A 25629-nucleotide genomic window follows, 5' to 3' on the forward strand; every position below is an offset into this window, starting at 1 on the left:
TTAGGGGGCAGGGGTCGGACTCAGGCAATTTGGCGGGGCGTACAGTCGCCCGCCACTGGCTGGTTTCGACTCAGCAGGCTTTACCCTTGCCTAGGGGCGAGCCGGGGTGCAACTTTCCGGTATCTACCATCTTAGGGCTGCCCAGTTTGACGACGATCAGCATCACCTTTCCCGCCAAAGACGCCGAGTCCTTCGTGCGCGACGTCAAGAAGGAAGCGGATGCGTATTTCGCATCCCGGAACCTGTCGCCGAAGGCCACCCCGGGGATGGTGATCAAGACCGTTGCCTTACTCACGCTCACCTTCGGCAGCTACGCGGCCATGTTGGTGCTCGATCCGACCTTCTGGCCGATGCTTGGTCTGATGATCCTGATGGGAATCGGGTTTGCGGGGATCGGCTTTGCCGTGACCCACGATGCGCTCCACGGTGCCTACTCCGACCGGCCCAAGGTCAACGCCGCCATCGGCTGGTTGTTCGACTTGCTCGGGGCCAACGGGTACATGTGGAAGATTACCCATAATGTCATTCACCACACCTATACCAACATCGAGGGAATTGACGAGGACCTCACGGTCTCGCCGTTGCTCCGGTTGTCGCCGACATCGCCCTTGCTGCCGATTCACCGGTTTCAGCACTACTACGCGTTTCTTGCCTACGGCTTCTCGACCATTTTCTGGGTGTTTGTAAAGGATTTCAAATATTTCTTCCAGAAGGATCTCGGGCCGTACAAAGACAAGAAGCACCCGACGGGCCAGTGGATCAACCTGTTTCTGACCAAGGCGATCTACTACACCTGGGCCATCGTGGCACCGCTCGTGGTGCTCACAAATGTGACCTGGTGGCAGTTTCTGATCGCCTTCGCGGCCCTGCATTTGGTGGCCGGATTCATCCTCGGGGTGGTGTTTCAGTTGGCCCATGTGGTCGAGGGCATCGAGTATCCGGCCCCGGACCACCATGGCCGGATGGAACACCAGTGGCTTCTACATGAAATGGAGACGACCTCAAACTTCGCCCGGGGCAATGCCGCCCTGACGTGGTATGTCGGTGGTCTCAACTATCAGGTCGAGCACCATCTGTTCCCGAAGGTGTGTAGCGCGCACTATCCGGCGCTCAGCCGGATCGTCGAGTCGGTGGCCCGGCGAAACGGGGTGCCGTATCATGAGCAGCCGACGCTGATGGCGGCGGTCCGGTCTCACTATCGGATGTTGAAACGTCACGGCGCGGAGGCGTGGCGGGCCGGGCACGGCCGAACCGCCCCAATCGCCGCCTAACCCGGACGTGGCGGTCCCCCCGGTCGAGCGGTTCGAATCGAGCACCGGGGTTCGGATTTATCGAGTCTCCTGCCAGGCCTTTCCGACCCTCGTCGTTCACACCTATCTCCTCATTGGCGCCGGTCCGATCACCCTCGTCGATACCGGGAGCGGCTACGGCGATTCCACTCCCCAGTTGATGGCCGGCCTCGACAGCATCCGGACCGAGTTCGGTGAAGCCGTTTCCGCCCGCGATATCGGCCGGGTCATCATCACCCACGGCCACATGGATCACTTCGGCGGCCTGGCACAGATGGCCGGTCCGATCACCGCCGAAGTGGGGATCCACGACCTCGACAAATGGGTCCTCGAGTCGTATGAGGAACGGGTCGTGGTCGCCACCAAGGGCATGGCGTTCTACTTGGAGCAGGCCGGGGTTCCGGCCGAACGCCGGGTCGGCCTGCTCGAACTCTACAGCTACGGCAAACGCCATGTGAAGAGTGTCGGCGTCGATTTCACGTTGTTCGACGGGCAGGTCTTCGACGGACTCGAGATCATCCACACTCCGGGGCATTGCCCGGGCCAAGTGTGCATTATGATCGGGGACGTTCTGCTGTCAGCAGATCACGTGCTGCCGAGGACCACGCCGCATCAGAACCCCGAGAGCATTACGGCGTGGACCGGCCTGGGCCACTATCTCGAAGCGCTCGTCAAGATCGGCAAGGTGCCGGGGGTGCGGTTGGCGTTAGGTGGGCATGAGACGCCGATGACCGATTTCTATCCGCGGATCGAGGCGATCCGGGTCGATCATGAGCGAAAGCTGGACCGGATCTTCGGGATCTTGAAGGAGCCGGCCGGGCAGACGATCCAGGATCTGACCACACGGATGTATCCGATGCTTGACGGCTGGAACGTCCTGCTGGCGCTGACGGAGGTGGGGGCGCACGTGGAGTATCTCTACCAGCGGGGCTCGCTCCACGTGGCGAACATTGACCAAGTGGAGCGCGAGGTGAACCCGCCGCTTCGCTACGCCGCTCGTTAGGCGACGCCGCTTCGGACAGCCTGAATCATCATCTCGGCGAACAAGTCGACGTCATCGATGGTGGTGAACACGTTCGGGGTGATGCGGAGGCCGCCAAATTCCGGGTGGACAATGGCGACCGTCTGGATCTTGTGCTTGTCGAGCAGCCAGGTGTGCAGCTTGACCGGGTCGACACCGTTGATCCCGACCAGCGCGATGGCTCCGGCATAGGGGGTATCGAGCTGAGTCGGGATCATGACCCGGCTGCTCTCGGCCAGGAGCCGCTTGGCCCACCGATCCCGGAGATACCGCAGCCGCGCAATCTTCCGGTCGGCGCCGATCGACCGGTGAAAGGCCAGCGCCGCGGCGATGGCATTGTGATTCGCCGCCGGGTGGGTGCCGATCTCCTCGTATTTCCGAATATTCTCGTCCATCTCCTTCGGCGCCGCCATCAGCGGCCAAAGCCCCTTCTGCTTGTCCTTTTTGACATAGAGGAAGCCGGTGCCGATCGGTGCCAGCAGCCACTTGTGGAGGCTCGTCCCGTAGTAGTCGCATTTGAGGTCATCGCAGCGGAATGGAAAATGGGCGTAGGCGTGGGCGCCGTCGACGAAGACCTCGATCCCGAGCGGACGGGCCATCTCGACGATTTCCCGGACCGGCATGATCTGGCCGGTCAGGTTGGTGATGTGGGTGACTTCGATGACCCGGGTGCGCGGAGTGATGGCGGCCCGAAACTGATCGACCAGGTACTGTGGTGACGGCGGCGGCACCTTGAAGGCAATCTGCTTGACGACGATTCCATCTCGGCGGACCCGTTGGTCCCAACTGGTGAGCATCCGGCCGTAATTCTGATTAGTGACGATCACTTCGTCGCCCCGCTTGAGATCCAATCCAAAAATCATGATCTCGTTGGCCTCGGAGGCGTTCCGGGTAATGGCGATCTCCTCCGGGTCGCAACCGAAATCTCGGGCCAGATCGCGGCGGACACTTTCGATCCGCGGTTCGAGGACGGACCACATGTGGTTGACCGGGAGTTCGTTGCTGAACCGGAGATCGCGAATCATGGCATCGAGCACGTGGGTCGGGGTCGGGCAGACCCCGCCGTTGTTCAAGTTGACCATGGTGCGGTCGGTGTCGAACGCCCGCTGAATTTCGCCCCAGTAACTCTCGTCCTCGGGGCCGCCGTCGCCCCGGTCGTTAGCCCGGAGCACCTTGCGGAAGGCGTCCGAGCGGAAGGCCGGCATGGCGGCGGACACCCCGACGACTGTGGACACGAAATCCCGGCGACTGGCCATGGTCGGACTCTGGGTGGGAGATGCTGCAATCTCCGCATTCCAGGGGATTCCCGCAAGCGGGCACGCGACTTGCCCCTGCCTCACTCCCATGCGAGCCTCCGAATGGAAGGTCCGAAGCGTCGATCTGCATGCCGTTGTCCCGCCGCGATTTGGGCGGCCGACTGCAGTCCGCTGCATCGGTGGGATCGGGCGGTCACTCTTGCGGGTTGCCCGAACCGGCTTGGGCCTCGGCTTGGTGGCCCTCGCCGGATGCAAGGGCACCGGCACCGCCGGGCTCGACCAGGAACCGCCGAAGCCAGGGTCGGCGTTGGTCTCGGTGGCCGGGCTTCCGAGCGGGGCGCCGGCTGCCCTGGTCCTGTCGGGGCCGGCGGGCTACAGCCGATCGATTACCGAGTCGGGGCCGATCGCCAACCTCCCGCCGGGCACCTACACGTTGGCCGCGGCCGACGTGGTGGTCGACGGCGATGGTTATGCGGTCGCGCCGGTGACGCAAGACGTCGTCGTACGTTCCTCCGCCACCGCGCCGGTGGGCGCCACCTATGCGATCCTAACCGGCCGGTTGCTGTTGTCGATCGATGGCGTGGCCGCCGGAACGGCCGATGTCCTCGTGACGGGCCCCACCGGATTCAGCCGGACCGTGACGGGGGCCGATACCGTGAAGGGTCTCCCGAATGGCACCTATGTGGTCCGGCCGAGGCCGGTCACGTTCGCCGGTGACCGCTACGAGTCACCGGTCGATTCCAGCGCCGTGTTGGTGACACCGGGCACTACGCCTTCGCCGGCCTCGGTGCAATACCAGTTGGCCTCGGGCCGGCTCGACCTGTCCATCACCGGCGTCCCCGCAGGGGCCACCCCGATGATCGCGCTCGACGGCCCGAGCGGGTTCTCGCTTGCGGCCACCGGACCCCAGCTGCTGAAGGGGCTCTTGCCCGGACCCTATTCGCTCCATGGCGCCGTCATCAACAGCGACGGCGACCTCTACGAGGCCGACATCGTTCCCTCGACCGTCCAGGTGACGCCGACGCCCGTCGCGCTGAGTGCGGTCGCCACCTATCAGATCAAGACGGGAGCCCTGACGGTCAATCTGACTGGGCTGCCGAGCGGGGTCCTCGGCAATGTGACCGTGACCGGCCCCGGCGGGTTCTCGGACCAAGTCAACGCTGATCGAACCCTCCGGGGACTGGCCCCTGGTACCTACACCCTCGCGGCCGCTCCGGTCGCCGTCGGTGCGTCGTCATATCAGGGGCAGCCCGTGAGTCAGACCGTTGCGGTCACCGCCGGGAAACAGCCGGTGGTCCGCTCGGTGGCATACTCGTTAGGCGTCGGCAGCCTTCGGGTCACCATCGCGGGGGTCCCGTCTGGCTCGGTGGCCGCGGTGTCGGTGAACGGACCCAACGGATTTTCCCAGAACCTGACCGTCACGACGACGCTGTCCGGGTTGGCCCCCGGCAGCTATGTCATCGGCGCCGCCGGACTAGTGGCGGGCGGCTACACCTATGGGGCCACGCCGGCGAGCCAAGCCGCCGTGGTCTCGATCAATGCCACGACCAACGCGACGGTAACGTACGCAGCCACGACCGGGAGCCTCGCCATTGGGGTCAATGGATTGCGGGGCGGGGCGCCGGCCGCCGTCACGGTGACTGGGCCCGGTAGCTTCAACCAGAGCGTGACCGCCGGCACCACGCTGGCTGGGTTGGTCCCGGGGACCTACACTGTGGCTGCTGCATCAGTCAGTTCCGGAGGCACGACCTACAACCCGTCGCCCACGAGCCAGAGTGCCGTCGTCATGGCCGGCGCGACGGTGACCGCGACGGTGAACTACGCGGGGAACTCGGGCAACTTGGCAGTGACGATCACTGGCCTTCCGGGCGGGGCGTTAGCGGCGCTCACCGTGACCGGGCCCGGCGGATTCAACCAGAGCCTGACCGCCACCAAGACCCTCACCGGCCTGACCGCGGGTTCCTACACCATCGCCGCGACCAATGTGACGTCGGGCGGGATCGTGTACCTAGCCGGTCCGGCCTCGCAATCGGCGTCCGTTACCGTGGGGGGAACGACGCCGGCCACCGTGACCTACACGGCGACCGGCACGCTCACCGTGACGATCACCGGTCTGCCGGGCGGCAATCCGGCCGCCGTGACGGTGACCGGTCCGGGCGGATTCAACCGGGCGCTAACGGCGACTCAGTCCCTGACCGGTTTGACGGCCGGCTCCTACACCATCGCTGCTGCCAACGTCCTGGTTGGCGGTACCACTTACCTCGCCGCCCCGGCCTCGCAGAGTGCCACCGTAACCGCCGGGGCCACCACCACCAAGTCGGTGGCCCACACCGCCACCGGCTCGCTCGCCGTGACCGTAGTCGGTTTGCCGGGCGGAGCGATCGCTGCCATCACCGTGACCGGCCCAGGTGGCTACAACCAGTCCGTTACCGCTACGACCACGTTGACGAGCCTCGCGGCCTGGTCGTACACGATCGCCGCCGGGAACACCTCCTCCGGCGGGACCTCCTATACGCCGGCTCCGACTTCTCAGTCGGCGACCGTGACCGGCGGGGCCACGGCCTCGGCGACCGTCACGTACACCATTGGGGCTCCGGTCCCGCTCAACCTGGTCATCGACGGCATGTATCTCACCCAGGCCGCCGCCAAGTACGACGGATCGACTCCGGTCATTGCCGGACGCGATGCGTACCTCCGGGTGTTCGTCAAGGCGAATCAAGCCAATACCGCAACGCCGACGGTCCGGGTCCGGCTGTATTCAGGCCCCTCACTGATCCAAACCTCGACCGTCATCGCGTCCGCCGCGAGCGTCCCGACCACGATCACGGAAGGAACCTTCTCGAGCTCCTGGAATCTCCTGATCCCGGCCGCGACCGTGCAAGCCAATCTCCGGATCTTGGCCGACGTCGATCCGACCAATGCCGTGGTGGAGTCGAGCGATGCGGACAACACGTTCCCGGTGACCGGGACGCCGTTTGTGCTCGATGTCCGGACGGTCCCGACCTGGAATGTCCGGTTCGTTCCCGTGCTTCAGTCGGTGAACAGCCTCCAAGGCAACGTCACCGTCGGCAACGCCGCCACGTTCTTGGTCGATCCGCTCAAGCTGGTTCCGGTCGCGGCCTACAGCGCCGACGTCCGGGCCGTCTACACGACCAGCGCGCCGGTGCTGCAGTCCGGGAACGGCAACGGAGCGTGGGGGACGATCTTGAGCGAGGTGGCGGCGCTTCGGAGTGCGGACGCGAGCAGCCGGTACTACTACGGTGTCGTCAAGACCAGTTACGGCGGCGGCGTGGCCGGCATTGGATATGTCGGCGGCGGAATCCAGACGGCGTTAGGCTGGGACGCCCTGCCGAGCGGATCTGAGATCATGGCCCACGAACTCGGGCACAACATGGGCCGGTGGCATTCGCCCTGCGGTGGAGCCGGCAGGCCTGATCCGGCCTATCCCTACGCCGGTGGCATCGTCGGAACCTACGGATTGGATTTGACGACCCTGGCCGTCAAGGCGCCGACGACCAACTTCGACTTCATGGGGTACTGCAGCCCGAATTGGGTGAGCGACTATACCTGGTCCGGATTGATCACCTACCGGCAAGCCGGGCCGAACAACGCGCCGCCCGCGCCGTCGAGTGCGGTGAGCGGCCTGCTGGTCTGGGGCCGAATCGGTCCGCTCGGTGTCGTGCTCGAACCGGCCTTCCGAGTAGCGCCGCCGGCCGCGATGCCGGCAGCGGGCTCGAGCGGCTATCGGGTCGAGGGCTTAGCGGCCAACGGCCGGATGCTGTTCTCCCATCCGGTTCAGCTCGAGCATACCATGACGATCAACATGGAGCATGAGGAGCACTTCGTGGCGGTCATCCCGCTCGACCAGGCTCAGGATGACGGGCTGGCCCAACTCCGCTTGGTCACGCCGGCGGGGCCGGTCAACCGGCTCTCGCCCCAGGCCATCGTTCAGGCCGGGGGCCGGCTCTTCCTGCGGAATCCCGGGGCCGCTATCACCTCACCCGCGGCGGCGCAGGCCACGATCACGTGGGATGTGGCGACCTATCCAATGGCGATGGTGCGGGATGCCGCCACCGGCGAGATCCTGTCGTTCGCCCGCGGCGGCGCGACGACGATCTGGACCAAAAGCCGGCAGTTTGACGTGACCTTCACCGACGGCGTTCGGTCGACGGTCCACCGGGTGTCGCTGCCCTAACCGCCGAGTTCGCGGTACCACGCGATGAACGCGACCCCGATGAACTGCTTGGTGAAGAGCGTCCACTCCCCGAGCGAGGCGAGGAACGGCCTAGCCCGCCGCCGCGGCCGCCAGGTGAGCGGTGCAGGAGCCGGTCTGGGCCAGGAACTGGCGGCGGGTGTGGGTGGTCATGTCAGAAGGCTCCGAGGGTCGATCCGAGAATCAGCACGGCCACCAAGGCCACCAGCGGCCCGACGACGCTGACCATGAAGATGTCGAGGTACGACTCGCGATGGGTGAGCCGGCAGATGCCGAGCAGGGTAATGATCGCGCCATTGTGGGGCAGCGAATCGAGGCCCCCTGAGGCGATGGCCGCCACCCGGTGGAGTAACTCCGGACTGATCCCGGCGGCGGTGCCCATTTCGAGGTAGGTCTTGCCTAACATGCCGAGCGCGATGCTCATGCCGCCCGATGCCGAGCCGGTGATGCCGGCCATGACGTTGATGGCGATGGCCTCGGAAATGAGCGGGTTGCCGGGGGTGATCCCGATCAACAAGGCTTTGATGGCGGCGAACGCCGCCAGGGAGGCGATGACTGATCCGTAGCCGACTTCCGAGGCGGTGTTGAAGATTGGGAGCAGGGAGGACATCGTCCCCTGATTGACCGTACTCAACAGGTCCGACCACCGCCGCCAGTGCAGCACGATGGCCGCGACCACGGCCACGCCCAAGGCCACGATCAGTGACCAAATGCCGCGCACGTCGTTCAAGGTCACCCCGCCGTACTTCTTGTCGGCCAAGTACGACACGTCCATGGCCGGGATGACCCACTTCGTGACGGCCAGATTGACGCCGATGACCAGGAGGATCGGGAGCAACGCCATCGCGAGTCCGGGTTCAGGCACCGTCGGACCGGCGTCCTGACCCTCGAGCGGGTGATCGCCGTACCCCTCGGCGGCCAAACCGGCCGACCGGCTCCGGTGGTTGATCCAGAGCATCCCAAAGGCCGCCATGACGAGCGCGGCGAGCATCCCGATGCCCGGCGCCGCAAACGGATCGGTGCCGAAGTACGGCATCGGGATGGCGTTCTGGATCGCCGGGGTTCCCGGGAGTGCGCTCATCGTGAAGGTCGCCGAGCCTAGGATGATGGCACCGGGAATCAGCCGTTTGGGTGCGCCGGCGGCGCGGAACAAAGCCACCGCGACCGGGTAGGCCGCAAACGCAACCACGAACACGGATACCCCGCCGTACGTCAGGATCGCGCAGGAGAGCACGATGGCCAACGGAGCCCGCTTGGCGCCCAATCGGGCCACGATCCACCGGGCAATGGTCGAGGCCGAGCCCGAGTCGCTCATCAGCCGCCCGAAGATGGCGCCGAGCAAGAACAGGGGAAAATACTTGACCAGGAAACCACCGAGGCTGGTCATGAAGACCTGGGTGTAGGTCGCGAGCAGCCGAGGCTCACCGCCGAGCAGCGCGGCGAGCAGCGCCAGGACGGGGGCCAGCACCAGCACGTTGATTCCCCGGTAGGCGAGGTACATCAGCAGCGCCAGCGAAACGAGAATGCCGATGACACCGATCATGGACTGAGAATGTCCCCGGGCCGCGAAAAGAGCAAGAGGGTTCGGGGGCGGCTAAGTTTGCCCCAGGCGAATCCATCCCCGACCCGAATCCTGGACGCGACCGTTGGTACTCTTTTTTGTGACTGCTCTGGCGGCGGTAGACCTGGCCGCTACCCCAGATACCCTCCGGCCCCGGTTGGTCGTCGAGGCCGTTACGACGCCGATCCGGCTTGATGGGGTCCTCGACGACGAGGTCTGGCTCCGCGCCAAACCGGCTACCGGCTTCGTCCAAAGCGAGCCCGCCGAAGGCCAGCCGGCGTCCGAGGCTACGGAGGTCCGGGTGGCGTCCGACGGCCGGACGATCTTCATTGCCGCCTATCTCCACGACCGGGAGCCGGGCCGGTTGATCGTCAACGATATCAAGAAAGATTTCAAGGAAGAGGACCAAGACGATTTCGAAGTGCTCCTCGACACCTTCGGCGACCGGCGGAACGGCTACGTCTTCATCACCAACATCGCGAGCGCCAAAGCCGACCGGCAGGTGGCCAATGAAGGGCGAGAGGTCAATACCAGCTGGGACGCGGTCTGGTCCGTCAAGACCCGGGTCACCGAGGACGGGTGGATAGTTGAGATGGCCATCCCGCTTCGGTCGCTCCGGTTTGATCCGGCCGCCGGTCACTCGTGGGGGATCAATTTCTCCCGCCGGATTCGCCGGCGAAACGAAATTTCGTTCTGGGCGCCGATCCCGCGGTCATACAACCTGGCCCGGGTGTCGTTGGCCGGCGATCTGGCCGGCCTCGCGATCGACGGGGCCGGAAAGAACCTCCGGATCAAACCGTACCTGCTGGGTCGGGCGGTCAGAGAGGTCGGCGGCGGGTCGTTTGCGGAACAGTTCGATGCTGGCGCGGATGTGAAGGTCGGTGTCGGATCAGGTCTGACCCTCGACGCCACGGTCAATCCCGATTTTGCCCAGGTCGAAGCCGACGAGCAACAGGTCAACCTGACCCAGTTCAGCCAGTTCTTCCCGGAAAAACGCGAGTTCTTCCTTGAGAATTCCGGAATTTTCTACGTCGGCGACGCCGCCCGCAACAATCGCGTGGTTCTCAGCCCGGCGCCCGATGAGGATCTACTGCTCTTTTTCAGCCGGCGAATCGGGCTCGACAAAACCGGGCGGGAGGTTCCGATCCCCGCCGGCCTCCGCCTGACCGGAAAGCTGGGCGGCTTTTCCCTCGGCGCCGTCTCGATGCAGACGCGCGCCTCCGCGGGATCGCGGGCAACCAACTACGCGGTCTTTCGGCTCCGCAAGAATGTCCTCAAGGGATCCGATTTCGGGATCCTGTTCATGAACCGCCAGGCGACCGATACCTCCCGGGACTACAACCGGGTCTACGGCGTGGACGGGAACATCCGATTCTTCGGCAAGGTCGACTGGAATTCCTACCTGATCGGGAGCGCCACCCCGGGCAAGACCGAGGGTCAATATGCGGCCCGGACTTCGGTCAACTATGAGGGAAACTTCGTGCACGCCAAAGGCGGCGTGCTTCAAGTCGGTGATGGATTCCAGGACGACCTCGGCTATTACCGGCGGACCGGGGTCCGGAAGTATCTCTTCGATATCGGGCTTCGGCCCCGCCCGGCCTGGCTCAAGCGCCGCGGCGTCCGAGAAGCCCACCCGCATATCGTCTGGGACTTCTATACCAATCTCTCGGGCCGGCTCATCGCGAAGAAACTCCACACCGGCAATACGTTTTTCTTCAGTAACGGGGCCTTCGCCGAACTGTCGTGGAATCCCGCCCTGCAGGAGATCATGTCGCCATTCAAGATCAGTCCGGACATCGCGCCGATCCCGGCCGGCCGCTATGCCTGGACGGAAAAACAGCTCTTCGTGAGCACCGATCCTAGTCGGGCATTGAGTCTGTCGAGCCGGTTCATCGTCGGCGGACTCTGGAGCGGCACCCAGCGAACGGTCAATGGCACCCTCACGATCCGGCCGAATTACCGGTTTCGCTTTTCCGCCGGCCTCCAGCGGACGTCGGCTGATCTCAATGCCCCGGCCGGGGCCCATTTTACCAGCACCTTGGTTACCGCCCGGGGCAATTACAGTTTCAGTACCACCATGTTTCTCGACGCCATGGCCCAGTACGATCCGGGCCGCCACACGTTTAACGCCAACGTCCGGTTCAACTTGATTCACCATCCGCTCAGCGACCTCTACGTGGTACTGAATGAACAACGGATCAACGATCCGATGCAGCCCGACCTTGTGCCGGGCCGAAGCCTGATTGTCAAAGCCACCCACATGTTGGCCTTCTGACGAGGTGGCCGTGAACCGTTCCCACGTCCTCGTCACCGGCGCCTCGACTGGAATCGGCCAGGCCTGCGCCGTCCGCCTCGACCGCCTCGGGTATTCCGTCTTTGCCGGGGTCCGAAAGCCCGAGGATGGGGTTCGGCTTCAGGCCGCTGCCTCGGCCCGTCTGGTCCCGGTTCAGCTGGATGTCACCAAGCCGCTCGAGATCGCTGCGGCGGCCGCTCAGATCGCCCTGGCGGTCGGCCCTCGAGGATTGGCCGGTCTCGTCAACAATGCCGGGGTCGCCGGCGGGGGACCGATCGAGTTCGTGCCGGTCGATACGGTGCGCCAGATCTTCGAAGTGAACGTGTTCGGGTTGCTGGCGGTGACCCAGGCGTGCCTCCCGATGCTCCGGACCGCCCGCGGCCGGGTGATCAACATCGGCTCGATCGCCGGCAAGGCCGTGTCGCCGATGGTGGTGCCGTATGGGATGTCGAAACACGCGGTCGAGGCGCTGACCGATGGCCTTCGCCTCGAATTGGGCGAAGCCGGGATTCACGCCTCGGTCATCGAGCCGGGCGCGGTCAAGACCCCGATTTGGGACAAGGGCGTGGAGGCTTTGGGTGACGCCGAGCGAACGTTGCCGAAGGTGGCGCTCGAACGATACGGCGCCAAACTCAAGGTGTTCGGCAAGGTCCTCGCCCACCTCAATGACCGGGGCGTCCCGGTCGAACTGGTGGCCGATGCCGTCGTTGATGCCCTCGAGGCGACCACACCGAAGACCCGCTACCTCGTCGGCACCGACGCGAAGATCCGGGCCTTCATCGCTCGGTTTCTGCCGAATCGTCTGGTGGACAGACTGGTACTTCGGGCCATTCAGCGGATGGAGGACGGACTGTCGTGACCAGCCGCTGGCGGCCGCTGCTGGTCCTGACCGTCGTCCTCGCCGGATGTCTCGATCAGGAGCCGACCGGTGTGGGGGCCCTGCCGGGTTCGGCCGGTCGGATCGTGCCGGCCACCGCATGGCTCGAAACCGGGTCGGCCCTGACCTACCGGACGGTTCCCGACGGACCGTTCTCGCTCCGGCCCTCTCGCTCGGGCGTCGTCTCCCTGGCCGGGGCCACGGCCACCGCGGTGTCGCCCGGCGCCGTCGACCTCGAGGTGTTCGTACCGACGGGCAAGACCCGGGCGCGGGTTCTGGTCCTGCCGCCGGTGCCGTCGCTCCAACAGGGCGGGCTCGATCAGGGGCTAACCGAGGTCAGTTTGTTAGGCGTTTGGTCGGCCGATACCCGGACGGTGTTCGCGGTTGGCGGGGGCGGGACGATTCTGCTCTCCCGCGATGGCGGTCAGACGTGGCGGCCGATGGACTCCAAGGTCAAGGCCGATCTCACTGCCGTCTGGGGCACCAGCGAACAGGACGTCTACGCCGTCGGGGCTCGGGGCGCGGTGGTCCACTACGACGGCGTCCGCTGGGAGCAGATCAACCTCCCGACAGTCGACGCGTTGCTCGAAGTCTGGGGCCTCGATCGCGACCACGTCTACATCGTCGGCGCGAACGCGGCATTCGCCTTTGACGGGACGGCCTGGCGGTCGATGCCCGGTGCCTCGGGTTCGGAACTCTGGTCGGTCTGGGGGACTCGGCCGAATCAGCTGTTCAGCTCGGGCCAGAACGGTGTGATTCTCCAATGGGACGGCCTCCGATGGCGGCCGATGCAGACTCCGACCCAGTACATCCTGTTCGGCCTGCTGGGCTTCGCCCCTGATGACGTCTACGCCGTGGGGATTCGGGGCACCCTGCTCCACTACGACGGTATTCGGTGGAGCCCGATCGTGATCCCGAGCCAGGCCGATTTCTTCGCCATCGCCGGCACCTCGCGGAACAACATCATCTTGGTCGGGAACGGCGGGGCGGTGGTGAGCTACAACGGGACCGCCTGGACCCAGGCGCCCCAAACCGCCTCGTACGAGAACCTCCGCGCGGTCCATTTCGACCCCGCCGGCACGGCCCGGATCGTCGGGTGGTCTGGTACGGTCATCGAGCGGGGCCGCCAGGGCTGGATCAGACGGCTCACCTCCGCGACCCTGTTCGCTTCGGCGCTCGGTTCCGACGGCGCGCTCTACGCGGTCGGATTGGGAAGCACGGTGCTCCGTCGGCGCGGGGGCGTGGTCACGCCGGTGCCGGTGCCGGTGCGGCGCGATCTCTACGGCGTGGCGCGCGGGGCTGACGGGTACCTCTACGTCGTGGGAGACACCGGCACCGTACTCCGCTCGGCGGATGGCGCCACCTGGGAGATCGAAGCCACCCCGTCAACGGTGCTGCTCCGCTCGATCTGGGCCGATCCGACCGACCGGAATGCCATCTTCGTCGTCGGCGACCGGGGGACGATTCTCCGCCGCACCGGCGGGCAGTGGCAGGTCATGCCCGCACCGACCACCCGCTTTCTCCGGCATGTGTTCGGCGTCGGGAGCCGGGATGTTTTTGCGGTGGGCGATAGCGGCATGATCCTCCAGTTCGAGGGCCGAGGCTGGGTCACGATGGAAAGCCCCGTGTCAGAGCGGCTCCGCGGCGTCTGGGGCACGGCCCGAGACAACCTGATTGCCGTCGGCGAGGGCGGGGTGGCGATTCGCTATGACGGCCGGCGCTGGTACCGGCTCGAAACGGGCACCGACAAAGAGCTTCGGGCGGTTTCTGGAACCGGGCCCGCCGCGGTCTATGCAGTGGGCCAGGAAGGCATTGCCCTTCGATTCAACGGTGCCATGTGGAAACCGGTTTCGACTACGTCGCCGGCGTTTCTCGTAGCCCTGAGCCCCGGCCCCTCGGGCGGCCTCGTCGCGGTCGGAACGATCCAGACTTTCCTGGACTTGGTGCCGCCCTGAGGGCGCGATTCGGCGGCGCCGCTACGGCCGCATCGGGCCGCTTCCACGCGGTGAGGGTGCCCCGTAATGAAGGTACAGAACGGTCGCGGCGGCGTTCGGCTTGAGGGTCACAATGTACAGTCGATCGTAGTCGGCGTCGGTCAACTCTCCCACGAATTCGCCCGAAAGCTTCTCGACGATCATCGGCACCACGTTACTGTGACTGACCACGAGGGCCTTGCTGCCGGGCGGCAACGCTTTGAGCGCCGCGATCAGTTCGTCGGTTTTGGCGGCGCCGAGGACGGTCGTCACGAGGCTGAGTTCCTGGCCGAGGGGCGCAGCGGTTTCCTGGGTCCGCTTGAACTCGGAACTGAAAATGGCCGAGACCTTCTGGTCCCGGAGGGTGTGTGCGAGGGCGCGGGCCCGAACGTTGCCCGCGTCAGTCAACGACGGGTCGGGTGTTCCGGGCCCCTTTTCCGCATGGCGAATAACGAAAACCGTGATGGCGCTGTCCTGGGCCACGGCGGGGCGAAGGCTCAAGAGGCCGAGCAGAGCGGTAAGGGCTAGTCGGGTCGAACGCATCGGGTTCCTCGGTATCGGGAGGTTCGAAGCATAAACGGGGCCAGCCGCCAGAGCCGGTTTGGCGTGGCTATCTTGGAGGCATCCTGCAGGGCATCCACCGCGGAGGGATCGCATGGAGTTGGCCTCGATGAACGTGGCGATGGTGGGCGCGGCGCTGGCCGTGGCGGTTGGGTGCGCCCCGAACCCGGCGACCGGCCGACGTGAGTTATCCCTCGTCTCCGAGAGCCAGGAAATCGCCATGGGCCAGCAGGCCGCAGCCGAGGTGCGTCAGTCCATGGGCTTGGTGCCGGATTCAGCGCTCCAATAGTATGTCCGCGCGATCGGGCTTCGGCTGGCCAAGGCGTCCGAGCGGCCCAACCTCCCCTGGTCCTTCGACGTCGTCGACGATCCGGCCGTCAACGCCTTCGCGCTGCCGGGCGGATCGATCTTCGTCACCCGCGGCATTCTGAGTTACATCCAGAACGAAGCCGAGCTGGCGTCGGTCATCGGACACGAAATCGGTCATGTCACCGCCAAGCACTCGGTCCAGCAGATTTCGCGAGCGCAATTGGCGCAGGGCCTGCTCGGGGTCGGCAGCATTCTGAGCAGCGAGGTGGCGGCCGTCGCGGGGGTGGCGAGCCAGGGCCTCGGGATCATGTTCCTCAAGTTCGGCCGGGATGCCGAGACCCAAGCGGATGACCTGGGCTTTCGGTACTCCCTCAACGAGGGCTACGACGTCCGCGCCATGAAGGGCATGTTCGAGATGCTAGGCCGGGTCAGTGGAGGTGCCAGTGCCGGGCGGTTGCCGCAGTGGCTTGCCACCCACCCCGACCCCGAGAACCGGATCGTCAAAACCGAACAGCGGCTGGCCCAAATCACTGTTGATCTGAGCCGGGCCAAGCTCAATCGGGATCTTTTCGTCCGGAACTTGGACGGGATGGTCTTCGGCGAAAACCCGCGTCAGGGGTACTTCGACCAGCAGCGCTTCAACCACCCCGATTTGGCGTTCCGGGTCGACTTTCCCGCCGGCTGGAAGACCCAGAATCAACCGACGGCGGTCGTCGGGGTCAGTGCCGCAGAGGATGCCATGTTCGCGCTGAGTATTCCCGGCAAGGAGGCGCCGTCCCAATCCCTGGCCAAGTTTCTCAGCCAACCGGGGATCCAGTCGGCCAATCAGACCACCGCTGCCGTGAATGGAATGGTCGCCGCTGCGGCGGACTTCCAGGCCACCACGCAGGACAGCCAGGTGGTGGCCGCCCGGATCGCGTTCGTCTCGTATGGGGGAAGCACCTACCAACTGCTTGGCTACACGAAGCAGGCCGGCATCGCCGCCTACCGGGGCGTGTTTGCCCAGATGAATCAGAGCTTCAACCGGCTCACGGACCCAGCCGCACTCGCCAAGCAGCCGATGCGATTCAAGTTGGTCCGGCTCTCCAGAGACCTGAGTGTGGATGAGTTCAACCGCCAGAACCCAAGTGTGGTGCCGGCGCCGACGGTGGCGTTCCTGAACGGGGTCGATGGGGTCACCGACTTGCTCAAGGCGGGCACCTGGGCCCGCCGGGTCCAGTAGCGGTTAGTCCTCTTCCCGGAGGCACTCCTCCAGGATCCCCATCCCGGTGTCGACGTCATATTCGTCGAGGATCAGGGGCGGAGCCAGGCGGAAAGTGCTCTGGCCGCAGCCGAGGAGCAGCAGACCCTTCTTGAAGGCCCGGTCGGTGAGCCGGTCGATCAGCTCCGGAGCGGGTTCTTTCGTGCTCCGGTCTTTCACAAACTCGATCCCGAGCATCAGGCCGCGTCCCCGGACGTCGCCGATCACGCCATAGTGCTCCTGTATCCGCCTGGCCTGGCCGATCATCCGGTCGCCCATCGCCTGGATGTGGGGCAGCGATTGCTCGACGATGTCGAGCGTTGCCAATGCCGCCGCGCAGCACACCGGATTTCCCCCGAACGTGGAGCCGTGGGATCCCGGCTCCCAGGTCATGACGGACTCCTTGGCGATAAAGGCGCCGATCGGCATCCCGCTCCCCAGGCCCTTCGCGGTCACGATGATGTCCGGCTCGACGTTGTCCCAATCGCAGGCCCACATCTTCCCGGTCCGGCCAACGCCGCTTTGGACTTCGTCGGCCACTAGCAAGATCCCATACTGATCGCAGAGATCGCGGAGGGCGTTGAGAAACCCGACCGGCGGGATCACATAGCCGCCCTCGCCCTGAATCGGCTCGACGAAAATGGCCGCGACGTCGTCTGGGCTTACCTGGCGAAGGAACAAGTCGTGCAAAGCCGCCAGCGACCGTTCGACGGCGTTCGGGTTCCGGTACGGGTTGGGGTAGGGTATGTGGTACACTTCCGGCAACAGCGGTCCGAAGTGCTTGTGCTGCTTGACCTTGCTCGACGTTAGGCTGAGCGCGCCGCAGCTCCGCCCGTGGAACGACCCCTGAAACGAAATCAAGGCCGTCCTACGGGTGTGGTAGCGAGCCAGCTTGATGGCTCCTTCAATGGCCTCGGTGCCCGAATTCGACAAGAAGGTCCGCTTCCGGCTCGGCCCCGGCGCCAGTTGCGCCAGGCGCTCGGCCAGCTTCGCAAATCCCTCGAAATAGAAATCGGTGCCGCAAATGTGAAGGAATTTCTCGGCTTGGTCCTTGATGGCGGCGACTACGGCCGGGTGATTGTAGCCCGTCGAGGTGACCGCGATCCCCGCCATATAATCGATGTACCGGTTGCCGTCGACGTCCTCGACCATGGCGCCCCGGCCTCCGGCGATCACGAGCGGATATTCCTTGATATACGAGGTCGACGTCCAGGCGGCATCACGATCGATGATCGCCCGGCCCTTGGGGCCGGGAGGGGTGGTTAACATTCGGGGGTAGTCGCGATTGGTCATGGGGCCCGCCACAATGAAAAGGTCCTGAGTTGTTAAGACGCCGCCGTCTGCGCGGCGGCCTGGTCCCGCCACCACTGCTGGCCTTCGGGCGGCAGGGTGTGAATCGGATCGTAGTATTCATGGCGCTGACCGAGGGCCTCGGCGTTGCCCCATTCGATGCTGGTGAGATAATTCTTGGTCCAGTACGAGATCCCCTTTTCCCGGTCGTACTCGGCCAGTTGGTGGATCCACCGCTTCCCGACGAACGGCACGTCACAAACGATCCTGGGAGTCGCGAACCCGGGGAGGTACCCCATGATGTCGTGCTGAAGCTGTTGCGCTTCTGCGATCGACGTCCGCCAGTGCTCGGAGTTCGGGATCATGTCGCACATATAGAAGTAGTACGGCAGGATCTTGGCGTGGTCGAGCAACATGAAACAGAGGTCCAGCAGATCTTGGCTGGTGGCGTTGACGCCCTGGAGCAAGACCCCCTGATTGCGCACGTCACGGAAGCCGATCTCGAGGAGCCGCTTGGTGGCGCGCCCGACGAGCGGGGTAACCTGCTGGGCGGCGTTGGCGTGGGTGTGCAGGGCCAGATCGACGCCGCGATCGAACGCCTTCTTCGCTAGCCGCTCGAGTCCTTCGAGGACGTTGTCCTGGAGGTAGTGCTGCGGCAACCCGATCAAGCCCTTCGAGGCGAGCCGGATGTCGCGAATGTTCGGAATGTCGAGCAGGGCGGAGACGAACGGCTCGAGCTGGGTGATGTGCAAATTGGCAATGTCGCCGCCGGAAACGACCACGTCGCGGACCGTGGCCGTCTTCCGGAGATAGTCCAGCATCTGCTGATGGCGGTCCTTCTGCGGAATCTGGAACTTGAGCTTGGCGACTTGCGGCACATCGTTGCCGACGAGGTCCATCCGGGTGCAATGCCCGCAATACTGCGGGCAGGTCGTCAGCAACTCGGCCAGGACCTTGGTCGGATACCGGTGGGTCAGCCCCTCGACGACCCACATGTCATGCTCGTGAAGACTGTCGCGCGAGGCCTTCGGATGGTTGGCCCACTCGGTCAGCCGGTCGTTCAGGGCCGGGAGCATGTACCGCCGCACCGGGTCGTTCCAGAGGTCGGCCATGTTCATTGTACTGAGCATGTGCGGAGGCAGCAACATCGACATCGTGGCCCGTTGCTCCTGATCCTGGGCAATGCTGTCCATCAGGCTTTGGGGCAACAGGTCGCCCAAGGTGCTCTTCAATTCCCGAAGATTCTTGACCGAGTGCTTCCGCTGCCAGGTCGCATTCTCCCAGTCCGCCGTCGACACGCCGTGATAGCCGGGAATTCGAGTCCAATCCGGCTCCACGTACTGTTGGGGCGGCGGGTACGGAATCGGTTGGCCGGTCTTCAGTGGCGCTTGGGTCGGGTGCATTTAGGCCTCGCGGACGGAAGTACAGCTTGACGGGAACCAAGATAATATATTATATATTATCGAGCAACCTGAAGGATTCCCCTCAAACTGGTGGAGGTAAGCGCTGTGGATCTCGCGGGGGTGCTCACCCGGATGCCGCGGGTTCGAAAGCAGGCTACCCATGAGTTGGTGGCCTCCGTGCTGCGGGAAGCGATCACGGCAGGCCACCTGCGCGGCAACGAGCCGCTCCCCCAAGACGAGATCGCGGCGCAACTCGACGTCAGCCACATTCCGGTTCGCGAGGCCCTTCGGCAGCTCCAGTCCGAGGGCCTGGTCACGTACCAGCAGAATCGCGGGGCCTCGGTGGCGGCGCTGACCCCCGAGGAAATTCGGGAGATTTACGAGATCCGGGCCATTCTCGAGACCGCTGCCATCACCCAGGCCTGTGCGGACATCGCCCCCGAGAAATTGAAGCGGGCGGTCCGGATTCTGGCCGAGTCGGAGCGAACCGATGACCCAGCCCGATGGGGCTCCCTCGACGTCGAATTCCACGAGTTGATCTATGCCTTGGAGGGTCGGCCCCGGCTTCACGAACTGATCGCCGGGCTCCTCAGACGGGTCGACCGGTATTGGCTGTCCCATGGCTTGATGCTGCGTCACCGCTCGGAGTTCGAGCAGGAACATCGCGCCCTCCTCGGGGCCGTTGCGCAAGGAGATGTGGGCGGGGCCGGCCGGTGTCTTCAGGGTCACCTGGCCGGCGCCTCGCGTCGCCTGATTGCCGAAATGGTTCGCCTGGAAGCCGCGGCTCCGAGCAGTTTGCCCGGAGCCTGACGCCCCGTCCGGGACCGGCTCCGGGGCCGAGTCGTTAGGCACCCCTGGCTATTCCGTTGGGACGACGCAACATGACGCTCAGGTCGCTCCTCCAAAGAGGCCCGGCATCTCACTTGCCTCTCTCGATGCCGACTCCTCAAACGGCACCGTCCTGAATGGCAACTGCCAGCGATCGAAAACCCGAGTTGAGCTATGTGCTCGCGGCCACCACGACCGATGAAGTGCATAAAGCTGCAGCGTGGCTTCGCGAGGCCCGCCTTTCCGAGCGCGTCGAAATTGTCTTGGCGGCCCCCGGCAAGGTGTTTGGTCTGGTCGCCGGCCGGGTTATTCCGCCGTGGGTCCGGCTGGCATCGGCCGACAACACCCCCGACCGGAAGGTGATTCAGGTGGCGGGCGCCCGGCAAACGACGGGCGCGGTGGTGATCGTGGTGAGTTGTGACGATGATCTCGACTTGAAGGTCCGGGATCCCTTTTCCGTCGAGGGCTCGCCCGCCGAAGGCCACGATCCGTAACTATGGGCCGGCAGCGAGCAGGTTGCGTTGCCGCCCATCATGGTCGAAGTCCTGGTCTAGCCGCTTCCGCCGCTACTGCCGGGTGGTCCGCCGCCGCATGAAATCCATCAGGATGAACTGGCCTAACGTCATGGTATTGGTGAAGTAGGCCTTCCCGCGGCAGATCTCGCCGATCGCTTTGACGAACTCGACCAAGGCCCGGTCTCGGGCGAGCATGAAGGTGTTGATGACGATGCCGCTTCGGCGGCAGGCGGCCACCTCATGAAACGTGGCTTTCAGGATGGCGGGGTCGAGCCCCATCGAGTTGACGTAGACCTCGCCGGACGGCATCGTCATGGCCGATGGCTTGCCGTCGGTAATCATGATGATCTGCCGCATGTCTTTCTTCTGCCCCATCAGCAGCCGCCGGGCGAGCTTGAGCCCTTCGGCTGTGTTGGTGTGATACGGGCCGACCTGGGCGCCGGTGAGGGTGGCCAGTGGAATTTCCTCGGCCCGGTCATGGAACAACACCACCTTCAAGGAATCGCCGGGGTACTGGGTCCGGATCAGGTGCGTCAGCGCCAACGCCACCTTCTTGGCCGGGGTAAAGCGGTCCTCTCCATAGAGGATCATCGAGTGCGAGCAGTCGAGCATCAAGACCGTCGCGGCCGAGGAGCGGTATTCCGACTGTTGGACCAGCAGGTCGTCGTACTCGAGATCCAATGGCAACGTCAGTCCGCCGCGGGCAATCGCCCTCCCCAGCGTGCCGGGCACGTCGAGGTTGAGGACGTCCCCGAATTCGTAAGGTTTTGACGATGACTCCGCCTCGACTCCGGTCGAGAGGAACGGGGTGTCGTGAGTACCCAGGCTCGCCTTCCCAACGGTGCCGAGGAGGTTCTTGAGAGTTCGGTAGCCCAGGAAGTCGAGTCCTTTCCCGGTCAGATCAAACTGAACCTGCTCCGCCGCCGCCCGGGCTTGGCCCCCGGGACCGACCACCGCCGAGTAGCCGGCGGGAACCTGGGGGGGCTCTTTTGCCTTGAGGTACCCTTCGTCCATGAGCCGCTGAACGATCTGGTCGAGCATCCGGGACAAGTCCTGGTCCAGTTGCCGGCCCGCGGGCGACTCGGGATCGATCTCGCCGCGGAGGTACTTGACCATGTCCTGGGTGAGTTGGCCGGATTTGAGAAGGGCCTCGAGAATGGCCTCCTTGAGCGAGTTCATCGACCGGTCGCCGCCCTGGGGCGGTTCGGCCCACCAAGGCCATTCCTCGGGTCCGCCGGCAAACCCGGACTGGAGCAGGAAATCGCCGAGTTGGTCCAACAAGGCCTGGAGGTTGACGGCATCACCAAGCTCGGCGGTGTATTTGCCGTAGGTCGTGTATCGCATCATCCGTAAGGTCGTCCGGTCGGGCGGCCGGGGCAACTATCTTTCCCGCGTGCTTTCCAAAGTCCGCGCGGCAATCCTGTCGATCGGTGCCCTCCAGCACCGTAATTTCCGGTTGTTCATTGCGGGGCAATTCGTGTCGCTCTGCGGGACGTGGATGCAGAGCGTGGCCCTGTCCTGGCTGGTGCTCGAGTTGACCGACTCGACCTGGAAGACCGGCCTGGTGAGTTTCTTCGGCGCCTTTCCGGTCCTGCTGTTGACGCTCTGGGGCGGAGCGGTGGCCGATCGGGTCGACAAGCGATTCTGGCTGATGGTGCTCCAGACCTTCTTTCTGGTCGAGGCGTTGGCCCTCGGGATCTTGGCGTGGGCGGGGATGATTACCGTGCCCTGGGTCTACGCGCTGGCGCTGTTGACGGGCGTGGTCAGCGCCTTCGAGATCCCGATCCGCCAAGCGTACCTCGTGGAGATGGTCGGGAAGTCCAACCTGATGAGCGCCATTGCCCTCAACAGCTCGGCGTTCAATCTCTCACGGGTCGTCGGCCCGGCGCTGGCCGGCGTGGTGAACGCCACCCTCGGGCCGGCGGCCTGCTTCTTCATCAATGCCGTCAGTTTCTTCGCGGTGTTGATCGGCCTTTACAAGATCGACCCGCGCGAGGTTCGCTCCGACCAGAGCGGTCGCCGGGCTGGGCTCCGAGCCGGATGGGATCACGTCCGGGCCCTTCCCCTTCCCCGGGCGCTGGTGATACTCACCACCGTGTTCACGTTGTTCGGGTCGGCCTTGATCGCGATTCTTCCGGCCTTTGCCCGGAAGGCCCTGGGCGCGGAGGTCGGCGGGTACGGCGGGTTGATGTCGGCGTTCGGGATCGGGGCGGCCCTCGGCGCCCTCACCTTGGCCGCGATCGGCCAGCGGTTCCAGCGAGAGCGGGTGGCATTCATCGCCGCCATCGCCGTCGGCGTCAGCTTACTGCTGTTGGGGTTGGTTCACGTGTTCGCGGTGGCTGTCGTCCTACTCGTCGTGGCGGGATTGAGCATGGCGCTCAACGCCATCATGACGAATACGATCCTGCAAACCAGCGCCCCCGATCACATCCGGGGCCAGGTGGTCGGCCTTTATTCCTTCATCGTCATCGGCCTGGCGCCGTTCGGTTCCGCGCAGGCGTCGTGGATCGGCGAGCAGTTTGGACCGTCGTTCGCGATCGCATTGGGCGGGGCCGTCTGTTTGGTGGCGGCCCTGGTCATGGCGTGGCGGAATGGGCTCTTTCGTCCCCGGCCTGATGTCGGGCCGCTCGCGCGGATGACCGGGGAATACCCGGTCCTCGATTCCCCTGATGGCCAAGGAGGTGGGCGGTGATCATCACGATCTCTCGCGAACTGGGCGCCGGTGGGAGCGAGGTGGCCCGTCAGGTGGCCGAGGCGCTCGGGTGGCGGGTGGTGGATAACGAGTTGGTCGACCAGATCGCCGCCCGGACCGGGCTGAGCCCGGCCGAGGTCAGAGAACGTGAAGAGCGGGCGCCGGGGTTCCTCGAGCGGCTGATCCGGATGCTCACCAAGGCCGCGCCGGAAATGCTGACCCCGGCAGCCGAACACGTGCCTGAGTTGGAAGAAGCGCATTTGGTCCAGATGACCCAGACGGTGGTGGAAGAAATTGCGCGGGAGGGGCGGGTGGTGCTGGTGGGCCGCGCGGCCCCGGCGGTGTTGAGCCGCGATCGCGATGCGATCCACCTCAAGATCGTCGCTCCGAAAGCCTGGCGGGTCGAGGCTGTCATGGCCAGGCTCGGGATCGGACCGGATGAGGCCGCGGCCGAGGTCGAGTCGTCCGACGCGAACCGGAAGCGCTATCACGAGCAGTATTACGAACGGGACTGGAACGACGCCTCCTACTACCACTTGGTACTCAATACGGCGGCGTTAGGTATCCCGCACACGGTGGCCACGATCGTCGGCCGGGCCAAGACGCTGTGGCCCCACGAAACCCGGGAGCGCCGAGTCCCGCCGCCGGCGCCTTAGTCGTCGACCTCCCGGCGTTTGTCCTGCCGCTGCGTCCGGAGCGCCGTCCAGCCGTAGTCCTCGCTCCGGCTGATCCGATTTTGGGCGGCGAGGGCCTCCAAGACCAACTCGCACGCGGTAACCAGGGTGCCCGGGTCGGTGCCCGGGCCTTCGCTCACCAACTCCGCCACGGTCACCAGCCCGGGAACCACCCGGAACGCCTTGAGGCAGAGGTCGCTCGCTTCGTCGCCGGAGACCTTGAGGGCCTGCCCGCTGTCGAACCACGTCACGATCCGCTCCACTGATTCCGCCTCGATACTGTCGGCCCGGCCCAGGAAGGTTCGGTTGCAGGCCCTCCGGATCAGCTCCTTGGCGATGGCCTCGGATCCCTGCAGCTCGCCCTCATACTCGAGTTCGAGCTTGCCGGTGACCGCCGGGAGCCCGGCGTAGAGATCACTGATCCGGGGCACGACCGGCTGTTCGCGGTGGGCTATGGCGCGGCGTTCGGCATTGGACACAGCGGTCTCGAGCAGCGCGATCGGGAGACGCTGGCTCACCCCGGATCGCTTGTCGACTCGCCGGTCGGCGCGGGCTTCGAAGGCCACCCGTTCAATCACTTCCCGGACAAACTCCGGAATCCGAACCGGTGGTCCCCCCCGCTCGACCCACGCTTCCTGGGCCGTAATCCGGACCCCGAGGTCGACGTCGCGAGGGTAATGAGTTTGGATTTCCGCCCCGATTCGGTCCTTGAGCGGGGTCACGATCTTGCCTCGGGCGGTGTAGTCCTCGGGATTGGCGGTGAACACGAGCAACACGTCGAGGGGGAGCCGGATCGGATATCCTTTGATCTGGACGTCGCCCTCCTGCATGATGTTGAACAGGCCGACCTGGATCTTGCCGCCCAAATCGGGGAGCTCATTGATGCCGAAAATTCCCCGGTTGGCCCGGGGCAAGAGGCCGTAGTGCATCGTGAGCTCGTCACTCAGCAGGTGCCCTCCCTTGGCTGCCTTGATCGGATCGAGGTCGCCGATCAGATCGGCGATCGTCACGTCGGGCGTCGCGAGTTTCTCGACGAATCGCGACTCGCGGTCGAGCCACCCAATCGGCGTCCGGCCGCCCAACTCGGCCAACTGGGCCCGGCCGAACTTCGAAATCGGTCCGAAGGGATTGTCGTTGACTTCGCTTCCCGCGATGATCGGGAGGTGCTCGTCGAGGAACCGAACCAGGCTTCGGAGCAGCCGGCTCTTGGCCTGCCCGCGAAGCCCGAGAAGAATAAAATCCTGGCGGGCCAGCAAGGCATTGACGACTTGCGGCACGATCGTGTCGTCATAGCCGTGGATATCCGGGAACAGAGGCTGGTCGGATTCGAGCGCGGCCAACACGTTGGTCCGAATCTCGTCACGAACCGATCGGTGCCGGCGGCCCATCGCGCTCCAGGGGCTCGATTCCAGCTCGGCGAGGGTGCTCGGGAGTAATAGCTTCGGCATGTTTTCGGTGTAATCGGGGTGGGGTCGCGGTCAATCCGGACGTAAGTCGTTGCGCGCGATTGACAAAGGCTGTTCAATTCGTATCTTAACAAGTCGTGTTTCCCCGCGTCCTGTGCGCGGATTGTCGGTTCCATACCAATGTAAACCCCGCTCACGGAGGAGTACCATGTCGAAGTACGTCTTTGC

General features: G+C 64.9%; 18 protein-coding genes. 11 read left to right on the top strand and 7 right to left on the bottom strand.

Annotated features, from left to right (window positions below; translation table 11 throughout):
• Positions 1 to 146: 146 nt before the first annotated feature.
• Both EXR94_08630 and EXR94_08635 read left to right on the top strand, forming a co-directional pair.
• Positions 147 to 1271 (top strand): acyl-CoA desaturase, encoded by a 1125-nt coding sequence (locus EXR94_08630; GenBank protein ID MSR02787.1) that lies wholly within the window; start codon positions 147 to 149, stop codon positions 1269 to 1271.
• A 7-nt stretch (positions 1272 to 1278) separates the two neighbouring features.
• Positions 1279 to 2292 (top strand): MBL fold metallo-hydrolase, encoded by a 1014-nt coding sequence (locus EXR94_08635; GenBank protein MSR02788.1) that lies wholly within the window; start codon positions 1279 to 1281, stop codon positions 2290 to 2292.
• Here the strand turns inward: EXR94_08635 and EXR94_08640 are convergent.
• Positions 2289 to 3566: an aminotransferase class V-fold PLP-dependent enzyme gene (locus tag EXR94_08640; GenBank protein ID MSR02789.1), complete on the bottom strand. Its 1278-nt coding sequence runs from the start codon at positions 3564 to 3566 to the stop codon at positions 2289 to 2291. The two genes, EXR94_08635 and EXR94_08640, sit on opposite strands and share 4 nt — an antisense overlap.
• A gap of 199 nt (positions 3567 to 3765) precedes the next feature.
• Between EXR94_08640 and EXR94_08645 the strand changes: the two genes are divergently transcribed.
• Entirely contained in the window at positions 3766 to 7761 is a 3996-nt protein-coding gene (locus tag EXR94_08645; protein MSR02790.1) for a hypothetical protein, read from the top strand.
• A 172-nt stretch (positions 7762 to 7933) separates the two neighbouring features.
• Here the strand turns inward: EXR94_08645 and EXR94_08650 are convergent, their stop codons facing one another.
• Positions 7934 to 9322, bottom strand: a complete 1389-nt coding sequence (locus EXR94_08650; GenBank protein ID MSR02791.1) for a GntP family permease — start codon at positions 9320 to 9322, stop codon at positions 7934 to 7936.
• Positions 9323 to 9392: 70 nt separating this feature from the next.
• On the opposite strand from EXR94_08650, the gene EXR94_08655 reads away from it, so the two are divergent.
• The 3 genes from EXR94_08655 to EXR94_08665 are packed head-to-tail and all read left to right on the top strand — an operon-like array spanning position 9393 to position 14465.
• Entirely contained in the window at positions 9393 to 11615 is a 2223-nt protein-coding gene (locus EXR94_08655; protein ID MSR02792.1) for a hypothetical protein, read from the top strand.
• Positions 11616 to 11619: 4 nt separating this feature from the next.
• The gene (locus EXR94_08660; protein ID MSR02793.1) at positions 11620 to 12492 is read left to right on the top strand and encodes an SDR family NAD(P)-dependent oxidoreductase; all 873 of its coding nucleotides are present in this window, start codon (positions 11620 to 11622) and stop codon (positions 12490 to 12492) included.
• Positions 12489 to 14465, top strand: coding sequence for a hypothetical protein (locus tag EXR94_08665; protein MSR02794.1), 1977 nt, complete (start codon positions 12489 to 12491; stop codon positions 14463 to 14465). Before EXR94_08660 ends, EXR94_08665 begins: the two co-directional genes overlap by 4 nt.
• Positions 14466 to 14486: 21 nt before the next feature.
• Here the strand turns inward: EXR94_08665 and EXR94_08670 are convergent, their stop codons facing one another.
• Positions 14487 to 15266, bottom strand: coding sequence for a hypothetical protein (locus tag EXR94_08670; protein ID MSR02795.1), 780 nt, complete (start codon positions 15264 to 15266; stop codon positions 14487 to 14489).
• Between the two features lie 79 nt (positions 15267 to 15345).
• Here EXR94_08670 and EXR94_08675 point away from each other — a divergent pair, with 79 nt between their 5' ends.
• Positions 15346 to 16575: a peptidase M48 gene (locus EXR94_08675; protein MSR02796.1), complete on the top strand. Its 1230-nt coding sequence runs from the start codon at positions 15346 to 15348 to the stop codon at positions 16573 to 16575.
• Positions 16576 to 16578: 3 nt separating this feature from the next.
• Here the strand turns inward: EXR94_08675 and EXR94_08680 are convergent, their stop codons facing one another.
• Positions 16579 to 17886, bottom strand: coding sequence for an acetyl ornithine aminotransferase family protein (locus EXR94_08680; protein ID MSR02797.1), 1308 nt, complete (start codon positions 17884 to 17886; stop codon positions 16579 to 16581).
• Between the two features lie 32 nt (positions 17887 to 17918).
• Positions 17919 to 19286, bottom strand: a complete 1368-nt coding sequence (locus EXR94_08685; protein ID MSR02798.1) for a lysine 2,3-aminomutase — start codon at positions 19284 to 19286, stop codon at positions 17919 to 17921.
• A 105-nt stretch (positions 19287 to 19391) separates the two neighbouring features.
• On the opposite strand from EXR94_08685, the gene EXR94_08690 reads away from it, so the two are divergent.
• The gene (locus EXR94_08690) at positions 19392 to 20096 is read left to right on the top strand and encodes a GntR family transcriptional regulator (GenBank protein ID MSR02799.1); all 705 of its coding nucleotides are present in this window, start codon (positions 19392 to 19394) and stop codon (positions 20094 to 20096) included.
• Between the two features lie 155 nt (positions 20097 to 20251).
• Positions 20252 to 20608 carry a hypothetical protein gene (locus EXR94_08695; protein ID MSR02800.1) on the top strand — a complete coding sequence of 119 codons (357 nt, stop codon included), beginning with the start codon at positions 20252 to 20254 and terminating at the stop codon, positions 20606 to 20608.
• Positions 20609 to 20680: 72 nt separating this feature from the next.
• Here EXR94_08695 and EXR94_08700 read toward each other — a convergent pair whose 3' ends face one another.
• Positions 20681 to 21973 carry a VWA domain-containing protein gene (locus tag EXR94_08700; protein ID MSR02801.1) on the bottom strand — a complete coding sequence of 431 codons (1293 nt, stop codon included), beginning with the start codon at positions 21971 to 21973 and terminating at the stop codon, positions 20681 to 20683.
• Here EXR94_08700 and EXR94_08705 point away from each other — a divergent pair.
• Positions 21963 to 23321, top strand: coding sequence for an MFS transporter (locus EXR94_08705; protein MSR02802.1), 1359 nt, complete (start codon positions 21963 to 21965; stop codon positions 23319 to 23321). The genes EXR94_08700 and EXR94_08705 overlap by 11 nt on opposite strands.
• Positions 23318 to 23977, top strand: a complete 660-nt coding sequence (locus tag EXR94_08710) for a cytidylate kinase-like family protein (protein ID MSR02803.1) — start codon at positions 23318 to 23320, stop codon at positions 23975 to 23977. Before EXR94_08705 ends, EXR94_08710 begins: the two co-directional genes overlap by 4 nt.
• On the opposite strand, the gene EXR94_08715 is transcribed toward EXR94_08710, so the two are convergent.
• Positions 23974 to 25443 (bottom strand): magnesium chelatase, encoded by a 1470-nt coding sequence (locus EXR94_08715; protein MSR02804.1) that lies wholly within the window; start codon positions 25441 to 25443, stop codon positions 23974 to 23976. The genes EXR94_08710 and EXR94_08715 overlap by 4 nt on opposite strands.
• Between the last annotated feature and the right edge of the window lie 186 nt (positions 25444 to 25629).

It is taken from the genome of Gemmatimonadota bacterium, from assembly GCA_009692115.1.
Lineage (GTDB): Bacteria > Gemmatimonadota > Gemmatimonadetes > Gemmatimonadales > GWC2-71-9 > SHZU01.

Bases quoted from the DNA above. Each gene is read 5' to 3' on its own strand.
- EXR94_08650 (MSR02791.1), bottom strand. From the start codon at position 9,322: ATGATCGGTGTCATCGGCATTCTCGTTTCGCTGGCGCTGCTGATGTAC.
- EXR94_08680 (MSR02797.1), bottom strand. From the start codon at position 17,886: ATGACCAATCGCGACTACCCCCGAATGTTAACCACCCCTCCCGGCCCC.
- EXR94_08670 (MSR02795.1), bottom strand. From the start codon at position 15,266: ATGGCGATTTCCTGGCTCTCGGAGACGAGGGATAACTCACGTCGGCCG.
- EXR94_08695 (MSR02800.1), top strand. From the start codon at position 20,252: ATGGCAACTGCCAGCGATCGAAAACCCGAGTTGAGCTATGTGCTCGCG.
- EXR94_08715 (MSR02804.1), bottom strand. From the start codon at position 25,443: ATGCCGAAGCTATTACTCCCGAGCACCCTCGCCGAGCTGGAATCGAGC.
- EXR94_08700 (MSR02801.1), bottom strand. From the start codon at position 21,973: ATGCGATACACGACCTACGGCAAATACACCGCCGAGCTTGGTGATGCC.
- EXR94_08685 (MSR02798.1), bottom strand. From the start codon at position 19,286: ATGCACCCGACCCAAGCGCCACTGAAGACCGGCCAACCGATTCCGTAC.
- EXR94_08640 (MSR02789.1), bottom strand. From the start codon at position 3,566: ATGGCCAGTCGCCGGGATTTCGTGTCCACAGTCGTCGGGGTGTCCGCC.